The 12,175-nt window shown below is 65.3% G+C and carries 23 protein-coding genes; all 23 read right to left on the bottom strand.

Annotated features, from left to right (window positions below; translation table 11 throughout):
* Positions 1 to 111 precede the first annotated feature (111 nt).
* The 23 genes from ACQUQD_RS24305 to rpsJ all read right to left on the bottom strand — a co-directional run bounded on the left by ACQUQD_RS24305 (position 112) and on the right by rpsJ (position 12,104).
* Positions 112 to 759, bottom strand: a complete 648-nt coding sequence (locus ACQUQD_RS24305) for an adenylate kinase (protein ID WP_428954239.1) — start codon at positions 757 to 759, stop codon at positions 112 to 114.
* Positions 759 to 2,072, bottom strand: a complete 1,314-nt coding sequence (gene secY, locus ACQUQD_RS24300) for a preprotein translocase subunit SecY (RefSeq protein ID WP_428954238.1) — start codon at positions 2,070 to 2,072, stop codon at positions 759 to 761. Before secY ends, ACQUQD_RS24305 begins: the two co-directional genes overlap by 1 nt.
* Before the next feature lie 235 nt (positions 2,073 to 2,307).
* Positions 2,308 to 2,763 carry a 50S ribosomal protein L15 gene (gene rplO / locus ACQUQD_RS24295; RefSeq protein WP_093824865.1) on the bottom strand — a complete coding sequence of 152 codons (456 nt, stop codon included), beginning with the start codon at positions 2,761 to 2,763 and terminating at the stop codon, positions 2,308 to 2,310.
* A 2-nt stretch (positions 2,764 to 2,765) separates the two neighbouring features.
* A complete protein-coding gene (gene rpmD, locus ACQUQD_RS24290; RefSeq protein ID WP_005481207.1) occupies positions 2,766 to 2,948 on the bottom strand; it encodes a 50S ribosomal protein L30 in 183 nt (60 codons plus the stop codon).
* On the bottom strand, positions 2,948 to 3,550 hold the full coding sequence (gene rpsE / locus ACQUQD_RS24285; RefSeq protein WP_221353022.1) for a 30S ribosomal protein S5: 603 nt from the start codon (positions 3,548 to 3,550) through the stop codon (positions 2,948 to 2,950). The genes rpmD and rpsE overlap by 1 nt, the downstream gene beginning before the upstream one ends.
* Before the next feature lie 65 nt (positions 3,551 to 3,615).
* The gene (gene rplR / locus ACQUQD_RS24280) at positions 3,616 to 3,999 is read right to left on the bottom strand and encodes a 50S ribosomal protein L18 (protein WP_207824965.1); all 384 of its coding nucleotides are present in this window, start codon (positions 3,997 to 3,999) and stop codon (positions 3,616 to 3,618) included.
* A gap of 3 nt (positions 4,000 to 4,002) precedes the next feature.
* Entirely contained in the window at positions 4,003 to 4,542 is a 540-nt protein-coding gene (gene rplF, locus ACQUQD_RS24275; RefSeq protein ID WP_018528361.1) for a 50S ribosomal protein L6, read from the bottom strand.
* A 24-nt stretch (positions 4,543 to 4,566) separates the two neighbouring features.
* Positions 4,567 to 4,965, bottom strand: coding sequence for a 30S ribosomal protein S8 (rpsH, locus tag ACQUQD_RS24270; RefSeq protein ID WP_028812365.1), 399 nt, complete (start codon positions 4,963 to 4,965; stop codon positions 4,567 to 4,569).
* A gap of 211 nt (positions 4,966 to 5,176) precedes the next feature.
* On the bottom strand, positions 5,177 to 5,362 hold the full coding sequence (locus ACQUQD_RS24265; RefSeq protein WP_003948630.1) for a type Z 30S ribosomal protein S14: 186 nt from the start codon (positions 5,360 to 5,362) through the stop codon (positions 5,177 to 5,179).
* A gap of 5 nt (positions 5,363 to 5,367) precedes the next feature.
* Positions 5,368 to 5,925 carry a 50S ribosomal protein L5 gene (gene rplE, locus ACQUQD_RS24260; protein WP_161304257.1) on the bottom strand — a complete coding sequence of 186 codons (558 nt, stop codon included), beginning with the start codon at positions 5,923 to 5,925 and terminating at the stop codon, positions 5,368 to 5,370.
* Positions 5,925 to 6,248 (bottom strand): 50S ribosomal protein L24, encoded by a 324-nt coding sequence (gene rplX, locus ACQUQD_RS24255; RefSeq protein WP_018543913.1) that lies wholly within the window; start codon positions 6,246 to 6,248, stop codon positions 5,925 to 5,927. Before rplX ends, rplE begins: the two co-directional genes overlap by 1 nt.
* A 2-nt stretch (positions 6,249 to 6,250) precedes the next feature.
* Positions 6,251 to 6,619, bottom strand: a complete 369-nt coding sequence (rplN, locus tag ACQUQD_RS24250) for a 50S ribosomal protein L14 (protein ID WP_003974257.1) — start codon at positions 6,617 to 6,619, stop codon at positions 6,251 to 6,253.
* A gap of 106 nt (positions 6,620 to 6,725) precedes the next feature.
* A complete protein-coding gene (rpsQ, locus tag ACQUQD_RS24245) occupies positions 6,726 to 7,010 on the bottom strand; it encodes a 30S ribosomal protein S17 (RefSeq protein WP_428954237.1) in 285 nt (94 codons plus the stop codon).
* Positions 7,010 to 7,234 carry a 50S ribosomal protein L29 gene (rpmC, locus tag ACQUQD_RS24240; protein WP_052580777.1) on the bottom strand — a complete coding sequence of 75 codons (225 nt, stop codon included), beginning with the start codon at positions 7,232 to 7,234 and terminating at the stop codon, positions 7,010 to 7,012. Before rpmC ends, rpsQ begins: the two co-directional genes overlap by 1 nt.
* The gene (gene rplP / locus ACQUQD_RS24235) at positions 7,234 to 7,653 is read right to left on the bottom strand and encodes a 50S ribosomal protein L16 (protein WP_059424836.1); all 420 of its coding nucleotides are present in this window, start codon (positions 7,651 to 7,653) and stop codon (positions 7,234 to 7,236) included. Before rplP ends, rpmC begins: the two co-directional genes overlap by 1 nt.
* A 5-nt stretch (positions 7,654 to 7,658) precedes the next feature.
* Entirely contained in the window at positions 7,659 to 8,498 is an 840-nt protein-coding gene (gene rpsC / locus ACQUQD_RS24230; RefSeq protein WP_207824960.1) for a 30S ribosomal protein S3, read from the bottom strand.
* Positions 8,498 to 8,845: a 50S ribosomal protein L22 gene (gene rplV / locus ACQUQD_RS24225; RefSeq protein WP_009997296.1), complete on the bottom strand. Its 348-nt coding sequence runs from the start codon at positions 8,843 to 8,845 to the stop codon at positions 8,498 to 8,500. Before rplV ends, rpsC begins: the two co-directional genes overlap by 1 nt.
* A 42-nt stretch (positions 8,846 to 8,887) precedes the next feature.
* Positions 8,888 to 9,169, bottom strand: coding sequence for a 30S ribosomal protein S19 (rpsS, locus tag ACQUQD_RS24220; protein WP_030788278.1), 282 nt, complete (start codon positions 9,167 to 9,169; stop codon positions 8,888 to 8,890).
* A gap of 12 nt (positions 9,170 to 9,181) precedes the next feature.
* Positions 9,182 to 10,018, bottom strand: a complete 837-nt coding sequence (rplB, locus tag ACQUQD_RS24215; RefSeq protein WP_428954236.1) for a 50S ribosomal protein L2 — start codon at positions 10,016 to 10,018, stop codon at positions 9,182 to 9,184.
* A 39-nt stretch (positions 10,019 to 10,057) separates the two neighbouring features.
* Positions 10,058 to 10,474 (bottom strand): 50S ribosomal protein L23, encoded by a 417-nt coding sequence (rplW, locus tag ACQUQD_RS24210; RefSeq protein WP_164304029.1) that lies wholly within the window; start codon positions 10,472 to 10,474, stop codon positions 10,058 to 10,060.
* Positions 10,474 to 11,127, bottom strand: coding sequence for a 50S ribosomal protein L4 (gene rplD, locus ACQUQD_RS24205; protein ID WP_338697305.1), 654 nt, complete (start codon positions 11,125 to 11,127; stop codon positions 10,474 to 10,476). The genes rplW and rplD overlap by 1 nt, the downstream gene beginning before the upstream one ends.
* Positions 11,128 to 11,132: 5 nt before the next feature.
* Entirely contained in the window at positions 11,133 to 11,777 is a 645-nt protein-coding gene (rplC, locus tag ACQUQD_RS24200; RefSeq protein WP_428954235.1) for a 50S ribosomal protein L3, read from the bottom strand.
* An 18-nt stretch (positions 11,778 to 11,795) separates the two neighbouring features.
* Positions 11,796 to 12,104 (bottom strand): 30S ribosomal protein S10, encoded by a 309-nt coding sequence (gene rpsJ / locus ACQUQD_RS24195; RefSeq protein WP_003948644.1) that lies wholly within the window; start codon positions 12,102 to 12,104, stop codon positions 11,796 to 11,798.
* Positions 12,105 to 12,175 lie beyond the last annotated feature (71 nt).

Here is a 12,175-nt window from a genome sequence, read left to right as displayed (position 1 = left end):
CATCCGGCCGGTAAGGCAACTGTGGAACACCTGGGACTACACAACAACACTAAGGCCGCGGCCCCCCAGTCGGGGAACCGCGGCCTCAGGTACGTACGGAATGCGGCGGGACTAGCGCCCCAGGGCCTCCATGGCCCGTGCCGTGACCTCTTCCACCTTGCCGAGCGCGGAGATCGTCTTCACGAGCCCCTGCTCCCGGTAGTAGTCGATGATCGGCTCGGTCTGCGTGTGGTAGACCTCGAGCCGCTTGCGCACGGTCTCTTCCTTGTCGTCGTCGCGCTGGTACAGCTCGCCGCCGCAGACGTCACAGACGCCCTCGGTCTCGGGCTGCTTGTACGCGACGTGGAACACGTGCGCCGATTCGTTACGGCAGATGCGGCGGCCGGCGATGCGCTTGACCACCTCGTCCTCGGGGACCTCCAGGTCCAGGACCGCGTCCAGCTTCACGTCGTCGGCCTTGAGGGCGACGTCGAGCGCCTCGGCCTGCGAGACGTTGCGGGGGAAGCCGTCGAGCAGGAAGCCGTTCACGGCGTCCGGCTGCTCCATGCGGTCCTTGGCCATCCCGATGGTGACCTCGTCCGGAACCAGCTGACCGGCGTCCATGTAGGACTTCGCCTGCTTGCCCAGCTCCGTGCCCTGGCTGATGTTGGCACGGAAGAGGTCGCCCGTGGAGATGTGCGGGATCGACAGGTTCTGGGCAAGGAACGCGGCCTGCGTTCCCTTGCCGGCACCAGGCGGCCCGACGAGGACGATTCGCATCAGCGGAGGAACCCTTCGTAATTGCGCTGCTGGAGCTGGCTCTCGATCTGCTTCACCGTCTCCAGACCAACACCCACGATGATCAGGATGCTGGTGCCGCCGAACGGGAAGTTCTGGTTTGCCCCGAAACCAACCAACGCCATCGTCGGTACGAGAGCGATCAGACCCAAGTACAGCGAACCCGGCCAGGTGATCCGGTTGAGCACGTACGAGAGGTACTCAGCGGTCGGTCGGCCAGCCCGGATGCCCGGGATGAAGCCACCATACTTCTTCATGTTGTCCGCGACTTCCTCGGGGTTGAACGAGATCGCCACGTAGAAGAAGGCGAAGAACACGATCAGGAGGAAGTACGTAACGATGTAGATCGGGTGATTTCCCTTGGTCAGGTGGTCGTCGATCCACAGCTTCCACGACGAGTCACCACCCGCGAACTGGGCGACGAGGGCCGGGATGTACAGCAGCGACGAGGCGAAGATGACAGGGATCACACCCGCCTGGTTCACCTTGAGCGGGATGTACGTGGACGTGCCGCCGTAGGAACGACGGCCGATCATGCGCTTCGCGTACTGCACCGGGATACGGCGCTGGGCCTGCTCGACGAAGACCACCAGGCCGACCATGACCAGGCCGACGAGGATGACGGTGCCGAACTCGATCCAGCCGTCGGCCAGCGAGCCCGACTCCTTGATGGCCCACAGGGCGGACGGGAAGGTCGCGGCGATCGAGATGAACATCAGGATCGACATGCCGTTGCCGATGCCGCGGTCGGTGATCAGCTCGCCGAGCCACATCATCACGCAGGTACCGGCGGTCATCGTGATGACCATCGTGATGGTGATGAAGATCGACTGGTCCGGCACGATCTGGCTCGCGACGGGGCAGCCCTGGAAGAGGGCGCCGGTGCGGGCGGTGGCGACCAGGCCCGTGCCCTGAAGGATGGCGAGCGCCACGGTCAGGTAGCGGGTGTACTGCGTGATCTTCGCCGTACCCGCCTGACCCTCCTTCTTGAGGGCTTCGAGGCGCGGGATCACCACGGTGAGCAGCTGCAGAATGATGCTCGCGGTGATGTACGGCATGATGCCGAGCGCGAAGACCGTGATCTGCAGCAGCGCGCCACCGCTGAACATGTTGACCAGCCCGAAGAGACCGGTGCTGGAGTTGGCCACATCCATGCACGTCTGGACGTTCGAGTAATCCACACCGGGGATCGGGATATGCGCGCCGAGCCGGTAGATCACGATGATGCCCAGCGTGAAGAGCAGCTTCTTGCGCAGGTCGGGCGTCTTGAACGCCCGGGCGAACGCGGTGAGCACGGTGCCTCCTGCGACCCCCGCGCGCGTGCGTAGAGGTGACGGTCTTGAGGATTCGACGAATGGGTAACGGTCAAAGTCCGGGATTGGTGCCGGGGGCACACAACTAGCCCGGAAATTAACAGCGGACGCCACCTTACCGGCGTACCCGCCCCCCTAGGAACGACCAACCGGGGATACCCCATTTGTGGGGTATCCCCGGTCGGGATCGCTCATGTCATCGAGACGGCGTCTGAGATCAGACGAGCTCGGTGACCGTACCGCCGGCGGCGGTGATCTTCTCCTTGGCGGAGCCGGAGACGGCGTCGACCGTCACCTGCAGCGCCACGGAGATCTCGCCCTGGCCCAGGACCTTGACGAGGCTGTTCTTGCGCACGGCACCCTTGGCCACCAGGCCCTCGACCGTGACCTCGCCACCCTCGGGGTAGAGCGAAGCCAGCTTGTCCAGGTTCACGACCTGGAACTCGGTCTTGAACGGGTTCTTGAAGCCCTTGAGCTTCGGAAGACGCATGTGGAGGGGCATCTGGCCACCCTCGAAGCGCTCCGGAACCTGGTAACGGGCCTTCGTGCCCTTGGTACCACGACCGGCCGTCTTACCCTTCGACGCCTCACCACGACCGACACGGGTCTTGGCGGTCTTGGCGCCGGGGGCCGGACGGAGGTTGTGGATCTTGAGCGGGTTGTTCTCCGCCATGATCAGTCGACCTCCTCGACCGTCACGAGGTGGCGGACGGTGTGCACCATGCCGCGGAACTCGGGGCGGTCCTCCTTGACGACCTGCGTGTTGATGCCCTTGAGACCAAGGGAGCGCAGGGTGTCACGGTGGTTCTGCTTGCTGCCGATGTACGACTTCGTCTGCGTGATCTTGAGCTGCGCCATTACGCACCAGCCCCGGCACGCGCCCGGAGAAGAGCCGCGGGAGCAACGTCCTCGAGGGGCAGACCACGGCGAGCCGCGATCTCCTCGGGGCGCTGCAGACCCTTCAGGGCCTCCACGGTCGCGTGCACGATGTTGATCGCGTTCGACGAACCGAGCGACTTCGACAGGATGTCGTGAACGCCGGCGCACTCGAGCACTGCACGCACCGGGCCACCGGCGATAACACCGGTACCGGGGGAAGCAGGCTTGAGCAGGACGACGCCCGCGGCCTTCTCGCCCGTGATCGGGTGCGGGATGGTGCCCTGGATACGGGGGACCTTGAAGAAGTGCTTCTTGGCCTCCTCAACACCCTTGGCGATGGCGGCCGGCACCTCCTTGGCCTTGCCGTAACCGACACCTACGGTGCCGTCACCGTCGCCCACCACGACGAGCGCGGTGAAGCTGAAGCGACGACCACCCTTGACAACCTTGGCGACACGGTTGATCGCGACAACGCGCTCAACGTATGCGGTCTTCTCGGCGGCAGCGCCACCGTCGCGACCCTTCCGGTCCCGCCGCTCGCCGCCACCGGCACCGCTTCCGCGGCGCTGGGGTCCAGCCATTGGAATTACCTCTCTCTTTTTCCGCTAGCTACGCAGCGTGCAAAAGCCACTGCGTGGCGGGCGACTCAGAACTTGAGTCCGGCTTCGCGGGCGGCGTCCGCCAGGGCGGCGATGCGCCCGGCGTACTGGTTACCACCACGGTCGAACACGACGGCCTCGACACCGGCAGCCTTGGCGCGCTCGGCAACCAGGGCACCGACCGACTTGGCCTGCGCGGACTTGTCGCCCTCGCCGCCACGGATCGAGCTGTCCAGGGTGGACGCCGACGCGAGGGTGTGACCCTTCACGTCGTCGATCACCTGGGCCACGATGTTGCGGTTCGAGCGCGTCACGACCAGGCGCGGACGCTCAGCCGTACCCGAGATGTGCTTACGGATACGGATGTGGCGCCGCTTGATGGCAGCACGCTTGTAAGCGTCGCCCTTAGCGATCTTCTGACCGTATGCCATGGCTTACTTACCCGCCTTTCCGACCTTGCGGCGGATGACTTCGCCTTCGTACTTGACGCCCTTGGCCTTGTACGGGTCGGGCTTGCGCAGCTTGCGGATGTTGGCCGCAACCTCGCCGACCTTCTGCTTGTCGATGCCCTCGACCGAGAACTTGGTCGCCGATTCGACCTTGAACGAGATGCCCTCGGGCGCCTCGACCAGGATCGGGTGGCTGTAGCCGAGCGAGAACTCCAGGTTGGAGCCCTTCGCCAGGACGCGGTAACCGACACCGCTGATCTCGAGCTTCTTCACGTAACCCGTGGTCACGCCGGTGATCATGTTCGCCACCAGCGTGCGGGACAGGCCGTGCAGGGCCTTGTTCTGACGCTCGTCGTTGGGGCGGGTGACGTTCAGGACGCCGTCCTCACCCTTGGCGATGTCGATCGGCGCGACGATGGTGTGGCTCAGGGTGCCCTTGGAACCCTTCACCGTGACCGTGCGGCCATCGATGGTGACGTCCACGCCGGCGGGAACCGTGATGGGGAGCTTGCCAATACGCGACATAGCTGTTTCCTCCGTTCCCTTCCGCTACCAGACGTAGGCGAGGACTTCCCCACCCACGCCCTTCTTGCCTGCCTGCTGGCCGGTCAGGAGACCGTGCGACGTGGAGATGATCGCCACGCCGAGGCCGCCGAGAACCTTCGGCAGGTTGGTGGACTTCGCGTAAACGCGCAGACCCGGCTTGGAGATGCGCTTGATGCCGGCGATCGAACGCTCACGGTTCGGGCCGAACTTCAGCTCCAGGACGAGGGACTTGCCGACCTCGGCGTCCTCGACCTTCCAGCCGGTGATGAAACCCTCCTGCTGGAGGATCTCCGCGATGTGCGACTTGATCTTGCTGTGCGGCATGGCCACGGTGTCGTGGTATGCCGAGTTCGCGTTCCGCAGACGCGTAAGCATGTCTGCGATCGGATCAGTCATGGTCATGAATTGGCCTTCGGCCTCTCTCGCCGGGGTTTCCTGTATGCGCCATCCCTCTCCCCACACAGGGGCGGGACGGGTGCGGCGCGGGGACCTACGGCGTAGTAAGTCGGTCAGGGCGGCAGAAGCGCCCAACCCTCCTAGCGTAAGCCATGAGAGCTGGGGCCTCTGCCGACCCTTTGCTTACCGAGAGATCCGGGTCATCCCAACTGGGGGATTACCAGGAGCTCTTGGTCACGCCCGGCAGCTCGCCACGGTGAGCCATCTCACGAAGGCACACGCGGCACAGGCCGAACTTGCGGTACACGGAGTGCGGGCGGCCACAACGCTGGCAGCGGGTGTAGCCACGCACACCGAACTTGGGCTTACGAGCAGCCTTGGCAATAAGAGCCTTCTTCGCCATCTCGCTTACGCCTCCTTGAACGGGAAGCCGAGGTGACGAAGGAGCGCGCGGCCCTCAGCGTCGTTGGTCGCCGTGGTGACCACGGTGATGTCCATACCCCGGACGCGGTCGATCTTGTCCTGGTCGATCTCGTGGAACATGACCTGCTCGGTGAGACCGAAGGTGTAGTTGCCACGGCCGTCGAACTGCTTGGGGGACAGACCACGGAAGTCGCGGATGCGCGGGAGCGCGAGCGACAGGGTGCGGTCCAGGAACTCCCACATGCGGTCGCCACGGAGCGTGACGTGGGCACCGATCGGCTGGCCCTCGCGCAGCTTGAACTGCGCGATGGACTTACGGGCCTTGGTGATGGCCGGCTTCTGACCCGTGATGGTGGTCAGGTCGCGGACGGCACCGTCCATGAGCTTCGAGTCACGCGCAGCGTCACCGACACCCATGTTGACCACGATCTTGACCAGACCGGGGATCTGCATGACGTTCTCGTACGAGAACTCCTCCTGCAGCTTGCCCTTGATCTCGTCGCGGTACTTCTGCTTCAGACGCGGGTTCGTGGTGGTAGTCATCAGATGTCCTCACCCGTCCGCTTGGCAACGCGGATCTTGTTGCCCTCGTCGTCGAAGCGGTAACCGACGCGCGTGACGACCTTGTTGCCGTCCTTCTCCACGACCAGCTGGACGTTGGAAACGTGGATCGGGGCCTCGGTGGTCACAATGCCGCCGGCCTGCGAGCCGGAAGCCGTGGGACCGGCCTTGGTGTGCTTCTTGACCCGGTTGACACCCTCGACCAGGACACGCTCGTCGCGCGGGTAAGCGGCAATGACCTTGCCCTGCTTGCCCTTGTCCTTGCCGGTGATGACCTGGACCAGGTCACCCTTCTTGATCTTCATGCTTACAGCACCTCCGGCGCGAGCGAGATGATCTTCATGAACTTCTTCTCGCGCAGCTCACGGCCCACCGGGCCGAAGATACGGGTGCCGCGAGGGTCGCCGTCGTTCTTCAGAATGACGGCGGCGTTCTCGTCGAAGCGGATGTACGAGCCGTCCGGACGGCGGCGCTCCTTGACGGTGCGAACGATGACGGCCTTGACGACGTCACCCTTCTTCACGTTGCCACCGGGGATCGCGTCCTTGACGGTGGCGACGATGACGTCACCGATGCCCGCGTAGCGGCGACCCGAGCCACCGAGAACACGGATGGTGAGGATTTCCTTCGCACCCGTGTTGTCGGCGACGCGAAGTCGCGACTCCTGCTGGATCACGTCTATCTCCTGTTTGTCTGCCGGTTCCCGGCAGGGGCTCGCCTCTTACGAGGCAGGCCCCTGCCGAGCCTGGCGGAACGAACCCTGAGGGATACCCCTCAGAGAATTACTTGGCCTTCTCGAGGATCTCGACGATGCGCCAGCGCTTGGTCGCCGACAGCGGACGCGTCTCCATCAGGAGGACGCGGTCGCCGACGCCGGCAGCGTTCTGCTCGTCGTGCGCCTTGAGCTTGTTCGTACGGCGGATGACCTTGCCGTACAGCGCGTGCTTGACGCGGTCCTCGACGGCGACGACGACGGTCTTGTCCATCTTGTCGCTGACGACGAGACCCTCACGGGTCTTGCGGAAACCGCGCGCCTCAGTGTTCTCAGTCACGTTCTTCTCGCTCATCAGGCGTTCTCCACCGTCTCGATGCCGAGCTCACGCTCACGCATGAGGGTGTAGATCCGGGCGATGTCCTTGCGGACGGCCTTGAGCCGGCCGTGGTTCTCGAGCTGACCCGTCGCCGCCTGGAAGCGGAGGTTGAACAGCTCTTCCTTGGCCTCGCGGAGCTTGCCGACAAGCTCCTCGTTGCCCAGCTCGCGCAGCTCGGACGCCTTGGTACCGGTCGACATCACGCTTCACCTGCCTCGCGCTTGACGATCTTGCACTTCATCGGCAGCTTGTGGGCCGCGCGAGTCAGCGCCTCACGCGCGATCTTCTCGTTGGGGTACGACAGCTCGAACATCACGCGTCCGGGCTTGACGTTGGCGACCCACCACTCCGGGGAACCCTTACCGGAACCCATGCGGGTCTCGGCAGGCTTCTTGGTGAGGGGGCGGTCCGGGTAGATGTTGATCCAGACCTTGCCGCCACGCTTGATGTGACGCGTCATGGCGATACGAGCGGCCTCGATCTGACGGTTCGTCACGTACGCCGGGGTGAGGGCCTGAATGCCGTACTCACCGAACGCAACCTGCGTGCCACCCTTGGACATACCGCTGCGCTTCGGGTGGTGCTGCTTGCGGTGCTTGACCCTACGGGGGATCAGCATTTCGGTCAGGCCTCCGTTCCGGTGCTCTCAGCAGCCGGAGCGGCAGCGGCGGGAGCGTCGGCCTTGGGGGCCTCGGCAGCCGGCGCGGACTGCTGCTGCGGCTTGCGACCGCGACCGCCACGCTCGCCACCACGGCCACCACGGGCCGGGCGGTCGTTGCCGCCACGGGCCGGACGGTTGCCGGCGCGGGCTGCGGCGTTCTCGGCGCGAACCTCGGCGATGTTCTTGACGTCGCCCTTGTAGATCCAGACCTTCACACCGATGCGGCCGAAGGTCGTCTTGGCCTCGAAGAAGCCGTAGTCCACGTTGGCGCGGAGCGTGTGCAGGGGCACACGGCCCTCGCGGTAGAACTCCGAACGGGACATCTCGGCACCGCCGAGACGACCGCCACACTGGATCTTGATGCCCTTGGCGCCCGCCTTCATCGCCGACTGCATGCTCTTACGCATGGCGCGACGGAAGGAGACGCGGGAGGACAGCTGCTCCGCGACGGCCTGGGCCACGAGCTGAGCGTCCGTCTCGGGGTTCTTGACCTCGAGGATGTTCAGCTGGACCTGCTTGCCCGTGAGCTTCTCGAGGTCACCGCGGATGCGGTCGGCCTCGGCGCCACGGCGGCCGATGACGATGCCGGGACGAGCGGTGTGGATGTCCACCCGCACGCGGTCACGGGTGCGCTCGATCTCCACCTTCGAGATGCCGGCGCGCTCCATGCCGGACGTCATCATCCGACGGATGGCGACGTCTTCCTTGACGTAGTCCTTGTACAGCTTGTCGGCGTACCAACGCGACTTGAAGTCGGTCGTGACACCGAGCCGGAACCCGTGCGGGTTTACCTTCTGGCCCATTACCGGGTTCCTTCCTTGCTGCTGACGACCACGGTGATGTGGCTGGTCCGCTTACGGATCCGGTAGGCACGGCCCTGGGCACGCGGACGGAACCGCTTCAGGGTCGGGCCCTCGTCCACGTACGCCTCGCTGATGACCAGCGTGGAGGCGTCGGTGTGGTCGTAGTTGTGCGCGGCGTTGGCAATGGCGCTGTCCAGCACCTTGCCGACCGGCACGCTCGCGGCCTGCGGGGCGAATCGCAGGACCGCCTGAGCCTCCGTGGCATCCATGCCACGGATGAGGTCCACCACGCGGCGGGCCTTCATGGGCGTGACGCGGATGTACCGCGCCTGGGCCCTGGCTTCCATGGTTGTCCCTTCGGTGTTAGTCATAGTCGATTCCACCCCGCCTTAGCGGCGCTTCGACTTCCGGTCGTCCTTGACGTGACCCCGGAAGGTGCGCGTCGGCGAGAACTCGCCGAGCTTGTGGCCGACCATCGACTCGGTGACGAACACCGGGATGTGGGTCTTGCCGTTGTGCACCGCGATCGTGTGGCCCAGCATGCTGGGGATGATCATCGAGCGGCGGGACCAGGTCTTGATGACGTTCTTGGTACCGGCTTCGTTCTGAGCGTCCACCTTCTTTACGAGGTGTCCGTCGACGAAGGGTCCCTTCTTGAGACTGCGCGGCATCTAAACCCGCTCCTAGCGCTTCTTGTTCGTCTTGCGGCGGCGGACGATGTACTTGTTCGAAGCCTTCTTCGGCGAACGAGTACGACCCTCCTTCTGACCCCACGGCGAGACCGGGTGGCGACCACCGGAAGTCTTGCCTTCACCACCACCGTGCGGGTGGTCAACCGGGTTCATCGCCACACCGCGAACGGTCGGACGGACGCCGAGCCAGCGCTTGCGGCCGGCCTTGCCCCAGTTGATGTTCGACTGCTCGGCGTTGCCGACCTCGCCGATCGTGGCGCGGCAGCGCACGTCGACCAGACGGATCTCACCGGACGGCATACGAAGGTGGGCCATCGAGCCCTCCTTCGCGAGCAGCTGCACGGAGGCACCGGCGGAGCGGGCGAACTTGGCGCCGCCGCCCGGACGGAGCTCGATCGCGTGGATCGTGGTACCGACCGGGATGTTGCGCAGCGCAAGGTTGTTGCCCGGCTTGATGTCGGCCGCGGGGCCGTTCTCAACCCGGTCACCCTGCGACAGGCCACGCGGAGCGATGATGTAGCGCTTCTCGCCGTCTGCGTAGTGCAGAAGCGCGATGCGCGCGGTGCGGTTCGGGTCGTACTCGATGTGCGCGACCTTCGCCGGCACGCCGTCCTTGTCGTGACGACGGAAGTCGATCACGCGGTAGGCGCGCTTGTGTCCGCCACCCTGGTGGCGAACGGTCACACGACCGGCGTTGTTACGGCCGCCCTTGCTGTGCAGCGGGCGGACCAGCGACTTCTCCGGCGTGGACCGCGTGACCTCGACGAAGTCGGCGACGCTGGAGCCGCGACGGCCCGGCGTAGTCGGCTTGTACTTGCGGATTCCCATTTCTCAGTCCTCGTCCGATATTCGGACCAGGGCGCTCCGTTAGGAGGCCTGGCCGAAGATGTCGATACGGTCGCCCTCAACGAGGGTCACGATCGCGCGCTTGGTGTTCGCACGCTGGCCGAAGCCGGTGCGGGTCCGCTTGCGCTTGCCCTGACGGTTGATCGTGTTGACCCCGGAGACCTTGACCGAGAAGACCGCCTCGACGGCCTGCTTGATCTGGGTCTTGTTGGCACGCGGGTCGACGATGAAGGTGTACTTGCCCTCGTCGAGGAGCGCGTAGCTCTTCTCCGAGACGACCGGCTTGACGAGGACGTCACGGGGGTCCGTGAAGCTCTTGCTCAGCGGCGTCTCAACGGTGTTCTTGCCCTCGGTGGCGTGGCGCTTCGCCTTGGCGACGCGCGCGGCCTTGGCGGCCTTGGCGGCCTTCGAGGCGATGCTCGGGTGACGCGTAGCCATCAGGCTTCGCTCCCTTCGGTGTCAGCGGCCTTGGGGCCAGACACGAAGGACTCGAAAGCGGCCTGGGTGAAGACCACGTCGTCCGAGACGAGAACGTCGTACGTGTTCAGCTGGCCCGGCTCCAGGATGTGGACCTGGGGCAGGTTGCGAGCGGAGAGCAGCGAGGCCTCGTCGGCACGGTCGATCACGAGGAGCAGGTTCTTGCGCTCCGAGATCTTGCCGAGCAGCGACTTGGCGGCCTTCGTGGAGACTCCGCCGTCGACCACGCCGGTGACGACGTGGATGCGAGCGTTGCGGGCCCGGTCGGTGAGGGCGTGGCGCAGGGCCGCGGCCTTCATCTTCTTCGGGGTCCGCTGCGAGTAGTCACGCGGCGTGGGGCCGTGGACGACGCCACCGCCGGCGAACTGCGGCGCACGGGTCGAACCCTGGCGCGCGCGGCCGGTGCCCTTCTGGCGGTAAGGCTTCTTACCGCCACCACGGACCTCGCCACGGCGCTTGACCTTGTGCGTGCCCTGACGGGCGGCAGCCAGCTGCGCGACGACGACCTGGTGAAGCAGCGGAACGCTGATCTTCTCCACGTCGAAGATCTCGGCCGGGAGCTCAACGGTCCCGGTCTTGTCGCCGGAGGGCGACAGAATGTCAATGGTGCTCATAGTCCTCAGGCCCCCTTGGCCGCGGTGCGGACCAGGACGAGGCCGCCGTTCGGACCAGGAACCGCGCCCTTGATGAGGAGCAGGCCCTTCTCCGCGTCAACGGCGTGAACGGTCAGGTTCTGGGTGGTGACCCGCTCGTTGCCCATACGGCCCGCCATGCGGAGGCCCTTGAACACACGACCCGGGGTGGCGCAGCCACCGATCGAGCCCGGCGAGCGGTGCTTGCGCTGGGTGCCGTGACCGGCGCCGAGGCCCTTGAAGTTGTGACGCTTCATGACACCGGCGAAGCCCTTGCCCTTGCTCTTGCCGGTCACGTCCACCTTGACGCCGGACTCGAAGGTCTCAGCGGTGATCTCCTGGCCGAGGGTGTACTCGCTGGCGTCAGCGGTACGGATCTCGACGAGGTGACGACGGGGGGTGACGTCGGCCTTGGCGAAGTGGCCCTTGAGGGGCTTGTTCACCTTGCGCGGGTCGATCTCGCCGAACGCGATCTGGACGGACTCGTAGCCGTCGGCGTCGTTCGTGCGGACCTGGGTCACGACGTTGGGGCCGGCCTTGACGACGGTGACCGGAACAACACGGTTGTTCTCGTCCCACACCTGCGTCATGCCGAGCTTCTCGCCCAGGATGCCCTTGATCTGCTTAGCCATCTCTCAGATCACCGGCCCTCAGAGCTTGATCTCGATGTCGACACCGGCCGGGAGGTCGAGTCGCATCAGGGAGTCAACGGTCTTGGGCGTCGGGTCGAGGATGTCGATCAGGCGCTTGTGCGTGCGCATCTCGAAGTGCTCGCGCGAGTCCTTGTACTTGTGCGGCGACTTGATGACGCAGTACACGTTCTTCTCGGTAGGCAGCGGCACCGGGCCCGCGACCGACGCACCAGTGCGAGTCACCGTCTCGACGATCTTCTTCGCCGAGGAGTCGATGACCTCGTGGTCGTAGGCCTTGAGCCGGATGCGGATCTTCTGTCCCGCCATGGCTACTTAGTAGTCCTGTCTCTCGTAACGCTCTGGAACCCGGGGGTCCTGTTTCACACTTCCTCCGACCC

It is taken from the genome of Streptomyces sp. cg35 (assembly GCF_050410835.1).
Taxonomy (GTDB): Bacteria; Actinomycetota; Actinomycetes; order Streptomycetales; family Streptomycetaceae; genus Streptomyces.
Note: the sequence above shows the minus strand (reverse complement) of the source record. Positions and strands in the feature narration are given on the sequence as shown.

Excerpts from the sequence above, each read along its gene's own strand:
- ACQUQD_RS24305 (WP_428954239.1), bottom strand. The coding sequence starts at position 759 with ATGCGAATCGTCCTCGTCGGGCCGCCTGGTGCCGGCAAGGGAACGCAG.
- rplO (WP_093824865.1), bottom strand. The coding sequence starts at position 2,763 with ATGGCGGAGAACAACCCGCTCAAGATCCACAACCTCCGTCCGGCCCCC.
- rpmD (WP_005481207.1), bottom strand. The coding sequence starts at position 2,948 with ATGGCGCAGCTCAAGATCACGCAGACGAAGTCGTACATCGGCAGCAAG.
- rpsE (WP_221353022.1), bottom strand. The coding sequence starts at position 3,550 with ATGGCTGGACCCCAGCGCCGCGGAAGCGGTGCCGGTGGCGGCGAGCGG.
- rplR (WP_207824965.1), bottom strand. The coding sequence starts at position 3,999 with ATGGCATACGGTCAGAAGATCGCTAAGGGCGACGCTTACAAGCGTGCT.
- rplF (WP_018528361.1), bottom strand. The coding sequence starts at position 4,542 with ATGTCGCGTATTGGCAAGCTCCCCATCACGGTTCCCGCCGGCGTGGAC.
- rpsH (WP_028812365.1), bottom strand. The coding sequence starts at position 4,965 with ATGACCATGACTGATCCGATCGCAGACATGCTTACGCGTCTGCGGAAC.
- ACQUQD_RS24265 (WP_003948630.1), bottom strand. The coding sequence starts at position 5,362 with ATGGCGAAGAAGGCTCTTATTGCCAAGGCTGCTCGTAAGCCCAAGTTC.
- rplE (WP_161304257.1), bottom strand. The coding sequence starts at position 5,925 with ATGACTACCACCACGAACCCGCGTCTGAAGCAGAAGTACCGCGACGAG.
- rplX (WP_018543913.1), bottom strand. The coding sequence starts at position 6,248 with ATGAAGATCAAGAAGGGTGACCTGGTCCAGGTCATCACCGGCAAGGAC.
- rpsQ (WP_428954237.1), bottom strand. The coding sequence starts at position 7,010 with ATGAGCGAGAAGAACGTGACTGAGAACACTGAGGCGCGCGGTTTCCGC.
- rpmC (WP_052580777.1), bottom strand. The coding sequence starts at position 7,234 with ATGTCGACCGGTACCAAGGCGTCCGAGCTGCGCGAGCTGGGCAACGAG.
- rplP (WP_059424836.1), bottom strand. The coding sequence starts at position 7,653 with ATGCTGATCCCCCGTAGGGTCAAGCACCGCAAGCAGCACCACCCGAAG.
- rpsC (WP_207824960.1), bottom strand. The coding sequence starts at position 8,498 with ATGGGCCAGAAGGTAAACCCGCACGGGTTCCGGCTCGGTGTCACGACC.
- rplV (WP_009997296.1), bottom strand. The coding sequence starts at position 8,845 with ATGGAAGCCAGGGCCCAGGCGCGGTACATCCGCGTCACGCCCATGAAG.
- rpsS (WP_030788278.1), bottom strand. The coding sequence starts at position 9,169 with ATGCCGCGCAGTCTCAAGAAGGGACCCTTCGTCGACGGACACCTCGTA.
- rplB (WP_428954236.1), bottom strand. The coding sequence starts at position 10,018 with ATGGGAATCCGCAAGTACAAGCCGACTACGCCGGGCCGTCGCGGCTCC.
- rplW (WP_164304029.1), bottom strand. The coding sequence starts at position 10,474 with ATGGCTACGCGTCACCCGAGCATCGCCTCGAAGGCCGCCAAGGCCGCC.
- rplD (WP_338697305.1), bottom strand. The coding sequence starts at position 11,127 with ATGAGCACCATTGACATTCTGTCGCCCTCCGGCGACAAGACCGGGACC.
- rplC (WP_428954235.1), bottom strand. The coding sequence starts at position 11,777 with ATGGCTAAGCAGATCAAGGGCATCCTGGGCGAGAAGCTCGGCATGACG.
- rpsJ (WP_003948644.1), bottom strand. The coding sequence starts at position 12,104 with ATGGCGGGACAGAAGATCCGCATCCGGCTCAAGGCCTACGACCACGAG.